Here is a 14,181-nt window from a genome sequence, read left to right as displayed (position 1 = left end):
CGTTTTTCGCCCGCTTCCGCGCCCATTCTTGGTGGCCGCGCCCGCGGTTTTCGCCTGCGTTTTGCTCCGAAAACCACCGCAAGCGACTTCTCCACAACTGGGCGGCGAAAAGTTATCCCCATTCGTCCACAGCCAATTCACAGGCAATCCACAGGAATTCCACAGGCGCTGGGGATAGCTTTCCCCGTGAAGGCTGTGGAAAACCCGCTTTCCTAGTATTTCAGGCCGGTATCGCACAGCACCGTGGCCACCGCCGCATCCGGGCGCAGCCGTCCCGAACGCAACAGCTTGGCCGCCGCGCACACGTTGGCGGCAGCGGAATAACCCACGTACAGCCCCTCGCGCACGGCCAGCAGGCGCCGCCATTCCTGCGCCTCGTCATCGGTGACCGCAATGCTCAGGTCCATCAGGGACGGATCCCAGTGCGGCGGCACCGCGCCATAGCTGGTGCCCTGGATCAGGTGGCGCGCCTTGGTCACCGGCGCGCCGGCCAGCACTTCGCAGCCCAGCGGCTCGACCGCCGCGCAAACGGTGGCGGCGCTGGCCGCCTTGAGCGCGCGCGCCACGCCCATGAAGGTGCAGCCGGTGCCGACGGCCGCGGCCCAGCCATCCAAGGGGGCGCCGAATTGTTCGAGGATTTCGCGGCCGGTGCCGGTCTCGTGCGCGGTGATGCATTCAACCGCGTTGAACTGGTCGACGTAGAAGCCGCCGCGCTCGCGCGCCAACTCGGCGGCGACACGGGCCGCCGCCTCGACGTCGGCGCCAGTGACCTGCCCCGCGGCGCCATCGACCTGCGGCACCAGCACCACCTCGGCGCCCAGTCCTTCCAGCATGCGGGCACGGGCGGGACTGTTGCCCGCCGACATGGTGACGACCAGCGGATGCCCCAGCGCGGCGCAGGCCACCGCCAGGCCCGCCCCCATGTTGCCGCTGGTCATCTCGATCACCGGCATGCCGGGCCGGAGCCGGCCATCGGCGCGGGCGGCCAGCAGGATGGCCTTGGCGGCGCGATCCTTGACGCTGCCGCCCGGCTGCAGGAATTCGGCCTTGGCCACGATGCGGCCAGGGCCATCGTGCGCGCGGCTCAGCGCGATCAGGGGGGTGTTGCCGATGAGTTCAATCGAAGAGGTTGCCAGCATGTCGAGTCCGGTGGATGCCCCGCGCGCATCCGGCGGATGCCGGGGGCGTGGTTGCCGCGTACCGGACTATTTTAGGGATGCTGGGATATCCACAGGTCGGCGCGCGCGCCGATCAGCCGCGGCGGGGCGCGATGTCGGACGGCGCGACAGCCGCGGGCTGCGACGGCGCGGCATGGACGCCGCCGGCCGCCAGCGCGGGCGTGGGCGAGGCCAGGGCCACCAGGGCCAACGCCAATGCCACGCCGGCCGCGGTGGCGGTGCGAACCAGTCGTTCGCGCAGGTCAGGTGACAGATTCATGGTGTTCCTTGTGGATAAGTCGCGCATCGGCCTAGAACGGCACGTCGCCCTCGATCGTGGTGCGGTACAGCTTGCGGCGCAGGTGGTCGGGCGTGCCGCCCGCCAGGTGGATGAGCGAGCGGTTGTCCCAGAACACCAGGTCGTGCGGCTGCCAGCGGTGGCGGTAGATGTGTTCGGGCCGCACGCTGTGCGCGAACAGTTCGTCCAGCAGTTGCCGGCTCTCGTCTTCCGGCAGGCCTTCGATGTGGGTGGTGAAGCCTTCGCTCACGAACAGGGCGCGGCGGCCATTCTCGGGATGGGTGCGCACCACCGGATGCGACACCGCCTGCACCTGCGCCACCTGCTGCGCGCTCAGGTTGGGCCGCCAGTTGCCTTCCTTCTGCAGCTGGCCGTACTTGGCCAGGTACGAATGCACCGCGCGCCTGCCTTGGACGGCGTTGCGCAGCGCGGCGGGCAAGGTGTCATAGGCCAGGTGCATGTTGGCGAACAGCGTGTCGCCGCCTTGCGCCGGCAATTCCTGCGCATGCAGCAGCGAGCCCAGGCTGGGCAGTTCCTTGTACGAGATGTCCGAATGCCAGTACTTGCCCGCATCGCCCAGGCCGACCGGCTTGCCGTTCTCGACGATGTTGGAGACGATCAGGATCTCGGGATGATTGGCCAGGTGGAACTGGTGCAGCACGTGGATCATCAGCGGCCCGAAGCGGCGGCTGAAGTCAATGTGCTGCTGCGGCGTGATGCGCTGGTCGCGGAACACCAGCAGGTGGTGGTCCAGATGCGCCTGGTGCACGCGCTTGAAGTCGGCGGGCGACAGTTCTTGTCCCAGGTCCAGGCCGATCAGTTCGGCGCCCACCGGGCCCGGCAGCGGCCGCAGCTCGAACGCCTGCGCGGCCGAGCGCGGCGGGACGGGGGCGGACTCTTCGCGCCGCACGGCGTTGCTCTGGGACATCGGTCACTCCGGTTGGCGTGGCGGCGTTGCCGCCGGCGCTGAGATCCATCCGCGGATGGATCAGGAATGATCGATTATGGAAAGCGCGCCTTGTATCTCAAACGAAGTTATCGGCGTTTGAACAAAGCCTGGCGTCATATAGAAAAACCGCCCGGGGCAAGCGGGCGGTTTGTGGCGGCATGGCGCATAAGCAAATAACCGCAAAGCTTGAAGCGCCGTGGCACGCTACCTGTGCTTGGGCAGGTAGGCCTCGACCAGCTTGACCCAATACGTCGCGCCGACCGGCAGCAGCGCGTCATTGAAGTCGTAGTTCGGATTGTGCAGCTGGCAGGGCCCCATGCCGTGATAGCTCTCCATGCGATGGTCGCCATCGCCGTTGCCCAGGAACAGGTAGGTGCCGGGCAGCGCCTCCAGGAAGAAGGAAAAGTCCTCGGCGCCCATGAAGGGCGGCATGTCGCGCACCACGTTCTCGGCGCCGAAGGTGTCCTCGGCCACCTGCGCGGCAAACGCGGTTTCCTTTTCCCAGTTCACCAGCGGCGGATAGGCGCGCACGAAGTCCAACATGCCGGTGCCGCCGTACACCTGCGGCAGCGTGGTGGCGATGCGGCGCATGTCTTCCTCGATCTTGTCGAGCACCTCCACCGAATAGGTGCGCACCGTGCCGCGCAGCACCGCTTCGCCGGGAATCACGTTGTAGGCGTCGCCGGCGTGGATCTGCGTGATCGACAGCACCGCCTGCTCCAGCGGATTCTTGCTGCGCGAAATCACCGTCTGCAGCGCGTGCACCATGTCGGCCGCGACGATGATCGGGTCGACCGACGCATGCGGCTGCGCGGCGTGGCCGCCCACGCCCTTGATGACGATGTCCCAGCGGTTGCTCGACGCCATGGTGGGGCCGGCGCGAAAGCCGAACTGGTTGACCGGCATGCCGGGCATGTTGTGGATGCCGAACACCGCGTCACAGGGGAATTTCTCGAACAGTCCATCCTGCATCATGGCGCGCGCGCCGGCGTTGCCGCCTTCCTCGGCCGGCTGGAAGATGAACACCACGGTGCCGTCGAAATCGCGATGCGTGGACAGGTATTGCGCCGCGCCCAGCAGCATCGTGGTGTGGCCGTCGTGGCCACAGCCGTGCATGCGGCCGCTGATGGTGGACTTGTGCGCGAAGCGGTTGTGCTCGGGCATGGGCAGCGCGTCCATGTCGGCGCGCAGGCCGATGGTCTTGCCGCCGCTGCCGCCGCGCAGCACGCCGACCACGCCGGTTTTCCCCAACCCCGTGTGGACTTCCAGCCCCCATTGGCGCAGGCGCTCGGCCACCAGGTTGGAGGTGCGCGTTTCCTGGAAGGCCAGCTCGGGATGGGCGTGGATGTCACGGCGCAGTTCGGTCAGCTCACCGTGGGCGCGTTCGATTTCGGCTAGGGTTTTCATGGCGGTGGATAGGCGGAAGGGAATAGGGAGGAAAGGGCAGGACGCAAACGAGAGAACGGATGTCGTATGACAGCGTATCGGAAAATTCTCGCGCCCGTCGCCGGCCGCGTCCAGCGTTGTTACGGATTGGCGCTAGCGCGCGTCGTTCAGGTGGCAGGCGCTGAACTGCATCGGCGCCACCTCGCGCAGCAACGGCCGTTCGGTCTTGCAGCGCGGCATGGCGTGTGGACAGCGCGGATGGAAAGCGCAGCCCCCGGGCGGATCCAGCGGCGACGGCAGCTCGCCCTTGATCGGCTGGTAGCTGCGGCGCCCCGGTGTGAGCGTCGGCAGTTCCTTGAGCAGCGCCTGCGTGTACGGATGGTTGGCGCGCTGGAACACGGTGTCGGTCGGCGCCAGTTCGACCACGCGGCCCAGGTACATGATGGCGACGCGATCCGAGATGTGGCTGACCACGCTCAGGTTGTGGCTGATGAACAGGTACGTCAGGTCCAGTTCGTCGCGCAGTTGCTCGAACAGGTTCAGCACCTGCGCCTGGATCGAAACGTCCAGCGCCGCCACGGCCTCGTCGCACACGATCACCGAGGGTTTCAGCGCCAGCGCGCGCGCGATGCCGATGCGCTGGCGCTGGCCGCCCGAGAACTGGTGTGGATAACGCTGCGCGAAGGCCGGGTCCAGCCCCACCTGGCGCATCAGGCCGGCGACGTACTCGGCCTTGTCGCGCGCGCGGATCAGGCCGTGCGCCACCGGCGCCTCGCCGATGATCTCGCGCACCCGCATGCGCGGATTTAGTGAGGCGTAAGGGTCCTGGAAGATCATCTGCACGCCCAGCTCGTAGGCGCGCCGCTGCGGGCCCGCCATGGCCTTCACCGCCTGGCCCTGGTAGTGCACCTCACCGGAAGAGGGCGGCAGGATGCCCGAGACGATGCGACCCAGCGTCGATTTGCCGCAGCCGGATTCGCCGACAATGCCGATGACCTCGCCCGGCTGCACGTCCAGGTCCACGCCGGCCACGGCGTGCACCACCTGCGTCTTCAAACCCGCGCCCAGCAGGTTGGCGATGCGGCCGGCCAGGTCCACGTGTTGCGTGAAGCGCAGCTCCACGCCGCGCAGCGACAGGATGGGGGCGGCGTTGCGATCGGCGGCGTTCATTGGACCTCCGGCGCGCCGGCATGCCAGCAGCGCACCCATTGCGACGGGCGCACCTCCACGGGCTGCGGTTCGGTCAGACAGGCCTCGCTGGCGCGCGGGCAACGCCCGCGGAACGCACAGCCCTGCGGCAGGTTGAGCAACGACGGCGTCATGCCGGGAATCGGCACCAGCGGCCGGCCGCGCGATTCCGGCGTCGGAATCGAGGCGATCAGGCCGTGCGTGTACGGATGCATCGGATGGCTGATGACATCGCGCGTGCTGCCGGTCTCGACCACGCGGCCGGCGTACATCACCGACACGCGGTCGGCCAGGCCCGCCACCACGGCCAGGTCGTGCGTGATCCACACCAGGCCGGTGCCGGTCTCGCGGCACAGCTTCTGCACTTCGAACAGGATCTGCCCCTGGATGGTCACGTCCAGCGCCGTGGTGGGTTCATCGGCGATGATGACGCGCGGCGAATTCAGCAATGCAATCGCGATCGCCACGCGTTGCCGCATGCCGCCGGACAACTGATGCGGATAGGCGCGCAGGCGTTCCTGCGGCGACGGGATGCCGACCATCGTCAGCGTCTGCAGGGCGCGTTCACGCGCCTGTTCGCGCGACACCTTGTGATGCGCCTGCACCGCTTCGACCATCTGCGTATCGACGCGCAGCACCGGGTTCAGCGTCATCATCGGGTCCTGGAAGATCATGGCGATCTCCTGGCCCCGCAGTTGCCGCCAACGCGCCGGCGACGCGCCGCGCAGGTCCTCGCCGTTCAGGCGCAGTTCGCCCTCGACGATGCGGCCGGGCTCGTCCAGCAGGCCCATCAGCGAGAAACCGGTGATGCTCTTGCCCGAACCCGATTCGCCCACCAGCCCCAGGATCTCGCCCTCGGCCACCGTCAGGTCGACGCCATCGACTGCCTTGACCACGCCGTTGCGGGTGAAGAAATGCGTCTTCAGTCCGCGCACATCGAGGACCGGCGACTTTTCCACAGCTTGTATCTGCATCGCGTCCGCCCTCAGTTCGCGTGGCGCGGGTTGAGCACATCGCGCAGGTGGTCGCCCACCAGGTTGATGGCGATGATGGCCAGCGCCAGCGCGATGCCGGGGAAGAACGAGATCCAGTACTGGCCCGACAGCAAATACTCGAAGCCGTTGTAGATCAGCATGCCGAGCGACGGCTCGGTCACCGGCACGCCCACGCCCAGGAACGACAGCGTGGCTTCCAGCGCGATGGCGTGCGCCAGGTCGATGGTGGCGATCACGATCAGCGGCGGCATGCAGTTGGGCAACACATGGCGGAACAATACCCGCCCCCACGACAGCGACATGCAGCGCGCCGCCTCGACGTATTCCTTGCCGCGTTCGACCAATGCGGCGCCGCGCGCGGCGCGGGCGAAATAGGCCCACTGCACCACGATCAGCGCGATGATCACCTTATCCACACCCTTGCCCAGGATCGCCAGCAGCATCAGCGCCACCAGGATCGCCGGGAACGACAACTGGATATCCACAATGCGCATCAGCAGCGCGTCGATGCGCCCGCCGAAGTACGCCGCGATCAGGCCCACGGTGGCGCCGATGCCGAACGCCGCCAGTACCGACACAGTGGCCACCAGCAGGCTGGTGCGCATGCCGTACAGGATCGCCGACAGCAGGTCGCGCGCCTGGCCATCGGTGCCCAGCCAGTAATGCATGCTGCCGTCGCCGCTTTCGCTGCCGGGCTTGAGCTTGGAATCCATGATGTCCAGCGATGCCAGGTCATACGGATTCTGCGGCGCGATCCACGGCGCCAACAAAGCGGCGCCGACGATCAGCACAAGCATCACCAGGCCCAGCGTGGCCAGCTTGCTGGCGAAGAAATCGCCCACGAAACGGCGCCACGGCGTCTGTTCCCTGGCGGCGGCGGGTACGGCTGCAGTCACGGGGGCGGTCATCGGCGGCTATCCAGGCGTACGCGGGGATCCAGCATCGTATAGATGATGTCCACCACGAGGTTCAGCATCACAAGGAAGAACACGATCAGCAGCAGGTACGCCACCACCACCGGCCGGTCCAGGTTGATGATGGAATCGATCAGCAGCTTGCCCATGCCGGGCCACGAGAACACCGTCTCGGTCACCACCGCGAAGGCCATCACCTGGCCGAACTCCAGGCCCGCCACTGTCACCACGGGGATCAGGATGTTCTTGAGCAGGTGCACGCCCAGCACGCGCTTTTCCGACAGGCCCTTGGCGCGCGCGAACTTGATGTAGTCCATCGGCAGCGCCTCGCGCGTGGCGGCACGGGTCACGCGGATGATCATGGCACACTTGGCGAAGGCGATGGTGGCGGCCGGCAAGGCCAGGCTGAGCCAGCCATCCAGCGTCAGCACGCTCAACTGCAGCGAACCGATGCTGACGGTCTGGCCGCGTCCGCCGGCCGGCACCCAGCCCAGCATCACCGCGAACACCATGATGAGCATCAGGCCCACCCAGAAATTGGGCAGCGAGAACCCCAGCACCGATCCCGTCATGATGGCGCGCGAGCCGGCCGCCTTGGGCTTGAGGCCCGCGATGATGCCCAGCGGCACGCCGATCAGCACCGACAGCAGCATGGCCACACAGGCCAGCTCGACGGTGGCCGGCATGCGCTCCAGGATCAGGCGCATGGCTGGTTCGCCGGTCAGGAAGCTGTTGCCGAAATCACCGCGCACCGCCTGGCCCATGAAGATCAGGTACTGCCGCCACAGCGGCAGGTCCAGGCCCAGCGAGGCGCGGATGGCGGCGCGCTGCGCCTCGGTGGCCTCCGGACTGGCCAGCATCGACACCGGATCGCCGACCATGTAGATGCCGGCGAAGACCAGCGCCGACATGACCAGCATGACGACGATGGTTTGCAGCAGCCTTCGTACGATTGTCGCTAGCACAGGATACCGCCCGCGACGCGCGTCACTTCTTCAGCGTAGCGAACTGCGCCAGCGTGACCTGGTCGGGACGGCCCTGGTAGCGGATGTCGTTCTTCATCGCCCACACCGACAACTCGAAGTGCACCGGCAGCATGGCGTAGTCATCCATGGCGATGTTGCTGGCCTTGGACAGCAGCTCGGCGCGCTTGGCGTTATCCATGGTGGACGAGGCTTCCTTCACCAGCTCGTCCATCTTGGGATTGGAGTAGCGGCTGCGGTTGGTGGTGCCCAGGCCGGCTTCCGGATTGCGCGTCACCAGGAGCGAAGTCAGCGCGTTCGACATCTCGCCGCTGGTCACCGACCAGCCGGCCAGATAGGCCGAGAACGCATAGCTGTCGCGGTTCTTGAAGAACACCGGCGGCGCCATGGCGTCGACGCTGGTCTTGACGCCGACGCGCGTCCACATCGAGGCGATGGCCTGCGCCACCTTGGAGTCGTTGACGTAGCGGCCCGAGGGCGAGCCCAGCGTGATCGAGAAACCGTTGGGATAGCCCGCTTCCTTCAACAGCGCCTTGGCCTTTTCGACATCGGCCTTGGGCGCCTTGGAATGTTCCTTGCTGGAACCGAACATGGGGTAGGGCAGCAGGTTGCCGGCGGGCAGCGCCACGCCCCCCATCACGCGCTCGACCAGCGCATCGCGGTTGAGCGCCAGCGACAGCGCTTCGCGCACGCGCTTGTCTTTCAACGGATTCTTGTCGGTGCCCTGGATGCCGGGCGAGGGCTCGGCGTACTGGTCCAGCGCCACGTACACCACGCGCACCGACGGGGTCTCTTCGACATACAACTTCTTGTCGCCCTTGAGCTTGGGCAGGTCATCGGTCGGGGGATCCTCGATCATGTCGACGTCGCCGGCCAGCAGGGCCGCCACGCGCGCCGCGGCATTGCTGATCGGGCGATAGATCACCTTGTCCCACACGGGCTTCTTGCCCCAGTAGTTTTCATTGCGCGCCAGCACGAATTCGGCGCCGCGCTTCCACGACACGAACTTGTACGGGCCGGTACCGATGAGGCCGTCGCCGCTGTTCAATTCGGTGGTGGTCTTGCCTTCGGCCGCGGGGCCGGAGGCGGCCTTCTTCGACATGATGGGCAACTGCGCCAGGTTCACCAGCAGGTTCGGCGCCACTTCCTTGGTGGTGATGCGCAGGGTCATCGGATCCACCGCTTCGGCCTTGGCCACCGAGCCCAGGTACAGCGTGAACGGCGACGGGCTGTTCGGCACCTTGGGCACGCGGTCATAGGTGAAGACCACGTCCTCGGCGGTGAACGGCGACCCATCGGAGAACTTCACGCCGGGCCGCAGCTTGAAGGTCCACACCTTGCCATCGACGGTCCAGGACTCGGCCAGCGCTGGCACCGGCTTGAGCTGCGCGTCGGTGGCCACCAGCGTGTCGAAAATGGTCTGGGAGATCTGGGTGTTCGGCGTCAACGCGTGGTACTGCGGATCCATCGATGATGGTTCGGTCTTCAGCCCGATCACCAGGTCGCGCGCCAGCGCCGAATTGAGGGTGCCGAAGGCCAGCAGAACCGCTACCGAACCACAGGCCAACACACGCGAAAACCGAGATGCCATCATGATCTCCCAGGGTTGTTTCGGGTTTTAAACCTCTGGCGCACCTTAACCAGCAAACAAGGCCCCGCGCAACAGTTATATTCCCCTATTGTCCTTGCCTCGCGTTGTCCCCGATATGTCCGTCCATGCCCCCATTGCCGCCATTGCCACCGCCCCCGGAAGAGGTGGCATCGGTGTCGTGCGCGTTTCTGGTGCGGACCTGTCCGAATTGGTGCGTCGCCTGTTCCAGCGCGAACTCACGCCGCGCCACGCGCACTACCTGCCGTTCAAGGCGGTCGATGGCGAACTGCTCGACGAAGGCATCGCGCTGTACTTCAAGGGGCCGCATTCCTACACCGGCGAAGACGTGCTGGAACTGCAGGGCCATGGCGGACCCGCGGTCCTGCGCCGCGTGCTCGACAGCTGCGTGGCGGCGGGCCGCGACCTGGGCCTGCGCCTGGCCGAGCCGGGTGAATTCACCCGCCGCGCGTTCCTCAATGACCGCATGGATCTGGCGCAGGCCGAAGCGGTCGCCGACCTGATCGAAGCCTCTTCGGTGGCGGCCGCGCGCGGCGCCATGGCCTCGCTGTCGGGCGACTTCTCGGCGCGCGTCAACGACCTGTCCGACCGCATCATTCACCTGCGCATGCTGGTCGAGGCCACGCTCGATTTCCCCGAAGAGGAAATCGACTTTCTCGAGAAATACCAGGCGCGCCCCACGCTGGAAAAGCTGGCCGGCGACCTCGGTCATCTCATCGCCCAGGCGCGTCAGGGCGTGATCCTGCGCGAAGGCCTGCATGTGGTGCTGGCCGGCCAGCCCAACGTCGGCAAGTCCAGCCTGCTGAACGCGCTGGCCGGCGACGACGTCGCCATCGTCACACCGATCGCCGGCACCACGCGCGACAAAGTGGTGCAGCAGATCCATATCGACGGCGTGCCGCTGCACATCGTCGACACCGCCGGCCTGCGCGAAACCGAGGACACCGTGGAAAGCATCGGCATCGCCCGCAGCTGGCAGGAAATCGAGCGCGCCGACGTCATCCTGCACCTGCAGGACGCCACGCAGCCCGGCGACGAACTGGACGCGCAGATCACCGCGCGCCTGCCGCCGCGCACGCCAGTGCTGAAGGTTTTCAACAAGGTGGACCTGTTATCCACAGCCTTTGCAGCCGGGCCCGGCGAACTCGGCATCTCGGCCAAGCGCGGCGCCGGCCTGGACGCGCTGCGCGCCGAACTGCTACGCATCGCCGGCTGGAATCCCGGCGCCGAGTCGCCCTGGCTGGCGCGCGAACGGCACCTGCATGCGCTGCAGGATGCCGCCGACCACCTGGCGCTGGCCGCGGAACACGCCGAACAGGACGACCGCGTGCTGGACCTGTTCGCCGAGGAACTGCGGCTGGCGCATGACAGCCTGTCGAGCATCACCGGGAAGTTCACCAGCGATGATTTGTTGGGCGAGATCTTTTCCAGCTTTTGCATTGGGAAGTAGCGCTCATGGCCGCTCCCGCCAGCACACCTCACCGGATCCGCCTGGCGACGGTCGATGACCTGGCGGCGGTCGAACGTATCGTCCACGACGCCTACCGTCATTACGTGGCGCGCATCGGCGCCACGCCGGGACCGATGCGCGACGATTACCGCGTGCGCATCGCGCAGGGACAGGCGCAGGTGCTGGAGGACGACACCGGTATCCAGGCCGTGCTGGTCCTGGTGCGTGAAGCGGATTGCCTGCTGCTCGACAATGTGGCGGTGTCACCCGGCGCGCAAGGGCGCGGCTATGGCCGCGCGTTGATGCAATGGGCGGAAACCATCGCGCGGCAGGCGGGCTATCCGCGCATCCGGCTGTACACGCAGGAAGCGATGAGCGAGAACATCGCCATCTATCAGCGCTATGGTTATGTCGAGACGCATCGCGCCGAAGAGATCGGCCTGAAGCGCGTGTTCATGACGAAAAACCTGGATTGACCGATTCACAATAAATGAGCAACAGCTCACTTTTCGATTTCAGTGACAGCCAGGAAAGCCAGCTTCCTTCAAGGAACACCAATCGGCACACTATTGAAAAACACCTCGGGAAAAATATGAGCTTTTGCTCCCCCCCCCCTATTTTCAAGAGGTTTTTGGCGGAAATTCCAGATCAAGAATCCCGCGGCCTATCCGTCGGAAGCACCGGCGCCGCCTTCAACGTCTCGCGCGCAATGCGATTGCTCGCCAGCGATTTCGCGTACACAGAATCCGGTCGAATGCGCTGCGCAATGACAAAACCCGTGATGCACGCCAGCATCAACGGCAACATCACTTCATAGCTCAGTGTCATCTCGAAAATCATCAATATCGACATCAGCGGCGCGTAGGTCGTGGCCGCCAGCAGCGCCCCCATTCCCACCACCGCGTAGCTGGACACGGCCGACAGATCGCTGGCGGGAAACAGCGCATGCAGGCCGGACCCATACAACGCGCCCACCGCAGCCCCCACGAACAGCGTCGGCGTGAAGACCCCGCCGATCGCGCCGGAACCGACGCTGGCGCCGGTGGCCACGATCTTGAACAGCAGGATCGCCGCCACCGCCTCCCAGGCCCATTCGGTATGCAGCATGCTGTTGACCACGCTGTAGCCATTGCCCCAGACCTCGGGCTTGAACACCGACAGGGCGCCCACCACCAGTCCGCCGAGCGCCATCTTGGCCCACAACGGCAGCGTCAGCCGGCGAAACAGCGCCTTGGACGCATCCAGGAACCGCAGGAATTGCGGCGCCACCATCCCTGCGATGAGGCCCAGCCCCAGGTAATTGGCCACTTCCCAGCCCGACACGAAATCGAACGGCGGCATATGGAACACCGCGTCATAGTGCAGGATCTGGCGCGTCACGATGTTGGCGACCACCGATGACACCACCAGCGGCACCAGGGTGGCCGACGCTATGGCGCCATAGACAATCTCGGAAATGAACAGCGCGCCGGCAATCGGCGCGTTATAGGCGGCGGTGATCCCGGCGGTGGCGCCGCACGCCACCAGCAGCCGCAGATGCCGCGGCGGCAGCACCAGGTAGCGGCCCGACAACGACGAGAACATCGCCGCCAACTGCACCATCGGCCCTTCGCGGCCAATCGAAGCCCCGGAACCGATTGAAAACAAAGAAGAAATGCTGCGCGCCACGGTCTGGCGAAAGCCGATCACGCCGCGGCCGATGGCAATGGCCTCCATATAGTCGGCGGCCCCGCGCGGCGGCAGGCGGCGAGCGGCCACCTGCAGGATCAACCCGGCGATCGCGCCCCCAGCCGCCGGCAGCAGCAGCCGTTCCCAGGATGACATGCCGCGCGCCAGCGACACCATGCCGTGCGGCGAATCGACCCCGCCCAGCAGCATCTGGATCCAGCCCAGCAGTTCCCGAAAGATCACCGTTGCCAGCGCGCCGGCCAGTCCCATCAGGGCTGCCGCGCACAGCGTCGCAGGAAGATTGTCGGCCAGCAAACGGCCTCTCAGCCAGGTCGCCCAGGCCGGTTTCTTGATTCTGAGTTGTCTTGCCATGGGCGGATTCTACGGCGGAAACCTGCTCACTTTTTGTTCAGCCGGACGTCAACCACGGCGGGACGCCACCCCTCACATGGCCGATTCGGGCAACGCCTCCAGGGGCCTTTACAGGCCTGCAAAGAGGCGAAAACCAGGGTAGGCAACCAGCGTTTTTTCGGGGTAAAAGTGCCGCTGCCCGACCCGGTTTGGCAGAAGAGGGCTGTGGATAACTCCTAAGGCGGCAGGTTGTGCACATTGTGTGGAGGCGAGTTGAACAAGCAGGGGTTTTGGACGAGGTCCGAAATCTTGTCCAACTTCGGCTCTTTTTCCACACAGAGTTCTTGCACAGCCAAAAACGCCCGCAAGTCGATGAAAAAAAACGGGTTTCCAAGGTTAAGGTAGTTATCCACAGGTCTTATTAATCATTAGTCTTTATATAAAGAGAAATACAGGGAAAAGACAAACATGCTTTCTCCTATCCCCCAGCCACGCCCCCCCGGACTCCGTCCATGCGCATCCTCCTGATAGAAGACGAAGCGGAACTTGCCCGCTGGCTGTCCAGAAGCCTGGCCCGACATGCGGGCTTCGTTGTCGAATGGGCTGACGACGGATTGGTCGCCGAAAGAAGGTTGGCCGTCGAAGAATTCGATGCGGTCATCCTCGACTTGGGACTTCCCGGCATGGATGGCCATACCTTGCTGGCGAAGATCCGCGCGCGGGACGACCGCACGCCGGTGCTGGTCCTGACCGCGCGCGATTCATTGGCCGAAAAAATCGGGACACTTCACGAAGGCGCGGACGATTTCCTGCCGAAACCGTTTGTTGTGGAAGAGTTGGAAGCGCGCCTGATCGCCCTGGTGCGTCGCAGCCGTGGCCGTGAACACCCGCGACTCACCCTGGGAAACCTGGTTTTCGAGACTTCGGGGCAAAAGTTCACGGTCTCGGGACAGGCTTTGCAGTTATCCCCACGTGAACACGCCGTACTGCGGGTGTTGATCCAGAAAAGCGGCGAACCCATCAACAAGCAGCAGATCCTCGACCGCATCGTGACCGACGACGCCGACATCAACCTCGAAGCCATCGAGGTGCTGGTGCACCGCCTGCGCAAAAAATTGGCGGAAACCGGCGTACAGATCACCACCATGCGGGGCATGGGCTACTGCCTGGAGAACGCTGTTGACAACTAGTTTTCCGGAAAAAACCCCGGTTTCCAGGAAAAAAAACCGCAAT

General features: G+C 65.5%; 13 protein-coding genes. 3 read left to right on the top strand and 10 right to left on the bottom strand.

Features of this window, described 5'->3' with window-relative positions:
- Positions 1-212 precede the first annotated feature (212 nt).
- The 9 genes from ACUTAG_RS14525 to ACUTAG_RS14485 all read right to left on the bottom strand — a co-directional run bounded on the left by ACUTAG_RS14525 (position 213) and on the right by ACUTAG_RS14485 (position 9,461).
- On the bottom strand, positions 213-1,139 hold the full coding sequence (locus tag ACUTAG_RS14525) for a PLP-dependent cysteine synthase family protein (protein ID WP_148319384.1): 927 nt from the start codon (positions 1,137-1,139) through the stop codon (positions 213-215).
- 112 nt (positions 1,140-1,251) lie between these two features.
- Positions 1,252-1,437 (bottom strand): hypothetical protein, encoded by a 186-nt coding sequence (locus tag ACUTAG_RS14520; protein ID WP_262352309.1) that lies wholly within the window; start codon positions 1,435-1,437, stop codon positions 1,252-1,254.
- Between the two features lie 31 nt (positions 1,438-1,468).
- A complete protein-coding gene (locus ACUTAG_RS14515; protein WP_054471459.1) occupies positions 1,469-2,383 on the bottom strand; it encodes a TauD/TfdA dioxygenase family protein in 915 nt (304 codons plus the stop codon).
- 225 nt (positions 2,384-2,608) lie between these two features.
- The gene (locus ACUTAG_RS14510; RefSeq protein WP_148319380.1) at positions 2,609-3,811 is read right to left on the bottom strand and encodes a M20 aminoacylase family protein; all 1,203 of its coding nucleotides are present in this window, start codon (positions 3,809-3,811) and stop codon (positions 2,609-2,611) included.
- 132 nt (positions 3,812-3,943) lie between these two features.
- Entirely contained in the window at positions 3,944-4,960 is a 1,017-nt protein-coding gene (locus ACUTAG_RS14505) for an ABC transporter ATP-binding protein (RefSeq protein WP_006389545.1), read from the bottom strand.
- Complete coding sequence (locus tag ACUTAG_RS14500; protein ID WP_054485522.1) at positions 4,957-5,952, bottom strand: ABC transporter ATP-binding protein; 996 nt, start codon at positions 5,950-5,952, stop codon at positions 4,957-4,959. Before ACUTAG_RS14500 ends, ACUTAG_RS14505 begins: the two co-directional genes overlap by 4 nt.
- A gap of 11 nt (positions 5,953-5,963) precedes the next feature.
- On the bottom strand, positions 5,964-6,881 hold the full coding sequence (locus ACUTAG_RS14495) for an ABC transporter permease (protein ID WP_006389547.1): 918 nt from the start codon (positions 6,879-6,881) through the stop codon (positions 5,964-5,966).
- Positions 6,878-7,852: an ABC transporter permease gene (locus ACUTAG_RS14490; RefSeq protein WP_054442473.1), complete on the bottom strand. Its 975-nt coding sequence runs from the start codon at positions 7,850-7,852 to the stop codon at positions 6,878-6,880. The genes ACUTAG_RS14495 and ACUTAG_RS14490 overlap by 4 nt, the downstream gene beginning before the upstream one ends.
- A 22-nt stretch (positions 7,853-7,874) precedes the next feature.
- Positions 7,875-9,461: an ABC transporter substrate-binding protein gene (locus ACUTAG_RS14485; protein ID WP_148319378.1), complete on the bottom strand. Its 1,587-nt coding sequence runs from the start codon at positions 9,459-9,461 to the stop codon at positions 7,875-7,877.
- Between the two features lie 115 nt (positions 9,462-9,576).
- On the opposite strand from ACUTAG_RS14485, the gene mnmE reads away from it, so the two are divergent.
- A complete protein-coding gene (gene mnmE, locus ACUTAG_RS14480) occupies positions 9,577-10,929 on the top strand; it encodes a tRNA uridine-5-carboxymethylaminomethyl(34) synthesis GTPase MnmE (RefSeq protein WP_148319376.1) in 1,353 nt (450 codons plus the stop codon).
- Positions 10,930-10,934: 5 nt separating this feature from the next.
- Positions 10,935-11,405 carry a GNAT family N-acetyltransferase gene (locus ACUTAG_RS14475; protein WP_054446127.1) on the top strand — a complete coding sequence of 157 codons (471 nt, stop codon included), beginning with the start codon at positions 10,935-10,937 and terminating at the stop codon, positions 11,403-11,405.
- A gap of 172 nt (positions 11,406-11,577) precedes the next feature.
- Here the strand turns inward: ACUTAG_RS14475 and ACUTAG_RS14470 are convergent, their stop codons facing one another.
- The gene (locus ACUTAG_RS14470; RefSeq protein ID WP_148319374.1) at positions 11,578-12,969 is read right to left on the bottom strand and encodes a ClcB-like voltage-gated chloride channel protein; all 1,392 of its coding nucleotides are present in this window, start codon (positions 12,967-12,969) and stop codon (positions 11,578-11,580) included.
- A gap of 491 nt (positions 12,970-13,460) precedes the next feature.
- On the opposite strand from ACUTAG_RS14470, the gene ACUTAG_RS14465 reads away from it, so the two are divergent.
- On the top strand, positions 13,461-14,138 hold the full coding sequence (locus tag ACUTAG_RS14465; protein WP_006389554.1) for a response regulator: 678 nt from the start codon (positions 13,461-13,463) through the stop codon (positions 14,136-14,138).
- Positions 14,139-14,181: the final 43 nt, after the last annotated feature.

The organism is Achromobacter sp. CSND-B12, assembly GCF_052906545.1.
This window is presented reverse-complemented; position numbering and strand designations above follow the sequence as displayed.

Excerpts from the sequence above, each read along its gene's own strand:
- ACUTAG_RS14525 (WP_148319384.1), bottom strand. The coding sequence starts at position 1,139 with ATGCTGGCAACCTCTTCGATTGAACTCATCGGCAACACCCCCCTGATC.
- ACUTAG_RS14520 (WP_262352309.1), bottom strand. The coding sequence starts at position 1,437 with ATGAATCTGTCACCTGACCTGCGCGAACGACTGGTTCGCACCGCCACC.
- ACUTAG_RS14515 (WP_054471459.1), bottom strand. The coding sequence starts at position 2,383 with ATGTCCCAGAGCAACGCCGTGCGGCGCGAAGAGTCCGCCCCCGTCCCG.
- ACUTAG_RS14510 (WP_148319380.1), bottom strand. The coding sequence starts at position 3,811 with ATGAAAACCCTAGCCGAAATCGAACGCGCCCACGGTGAGCTGACCGAA.
- ACUTAG_RS14505 (WP_006389545.1), bottom strand. The coding sequence starts at position 4,960 with ATGAACGCCGCCGATCGCAACGCCGCCCCCATCCTGTCGCTGCGCGGC.
- ACUTAG_RS14500 (WP_054485522.1), bottom strand. The coding sequence starts at position 5,952 with ATGCAGATACAAGCTGTGGAAAAGTCGCCGGTCCTCGATGTGCGCGGA.
- ACUTAG_RS14495 (WP_006389547.1), bottom strand. The coding sequence starts at position 6,881 with ATGACCGCCCCCGTGACTGCAGCCGTACCCGCCGCCGCCAGGGAACAG.
- ACUTAG_RS14485 (WP_148319378.1), bottom strand. The coding sequence starts at position 9,461 with ATGGCATCTCGGTTTTCGCGTGTGTTGGCCTGTGGTTCGGTAGCGGTT.
- mnmE (WP_148319376.1), top strand. The coding sequence starts at position 9,577 with ATGTCCGTCCATGCCCCCATTGCCGCCATTGCCACCGCCCCCGGAAGA.
- ACUTAG_RS14475 (WP_054446127.1), top strand. The coding sequence starts at position 10,935 with ATGGCCGCTCCCGCCAGCACACCTCACCGGATCCGCCTGGCGACGGTC.
- ACUTAG_RS14470 (WP_148319374.1), bottom strand. The coding sequence starts at position 12,969 with ATGGCAAGACAACTCAGAATCAAGAAACCGGCCTGGGCGACCTGGCTG.
- ACUTAG_RS14465 (WP_006389554.1), top strand. The coding sequence starts at position 13,461 with ATGCGCATCCTCCTGATAGAAGACGAAGCGGAACTTGCCCGCTGGCTG.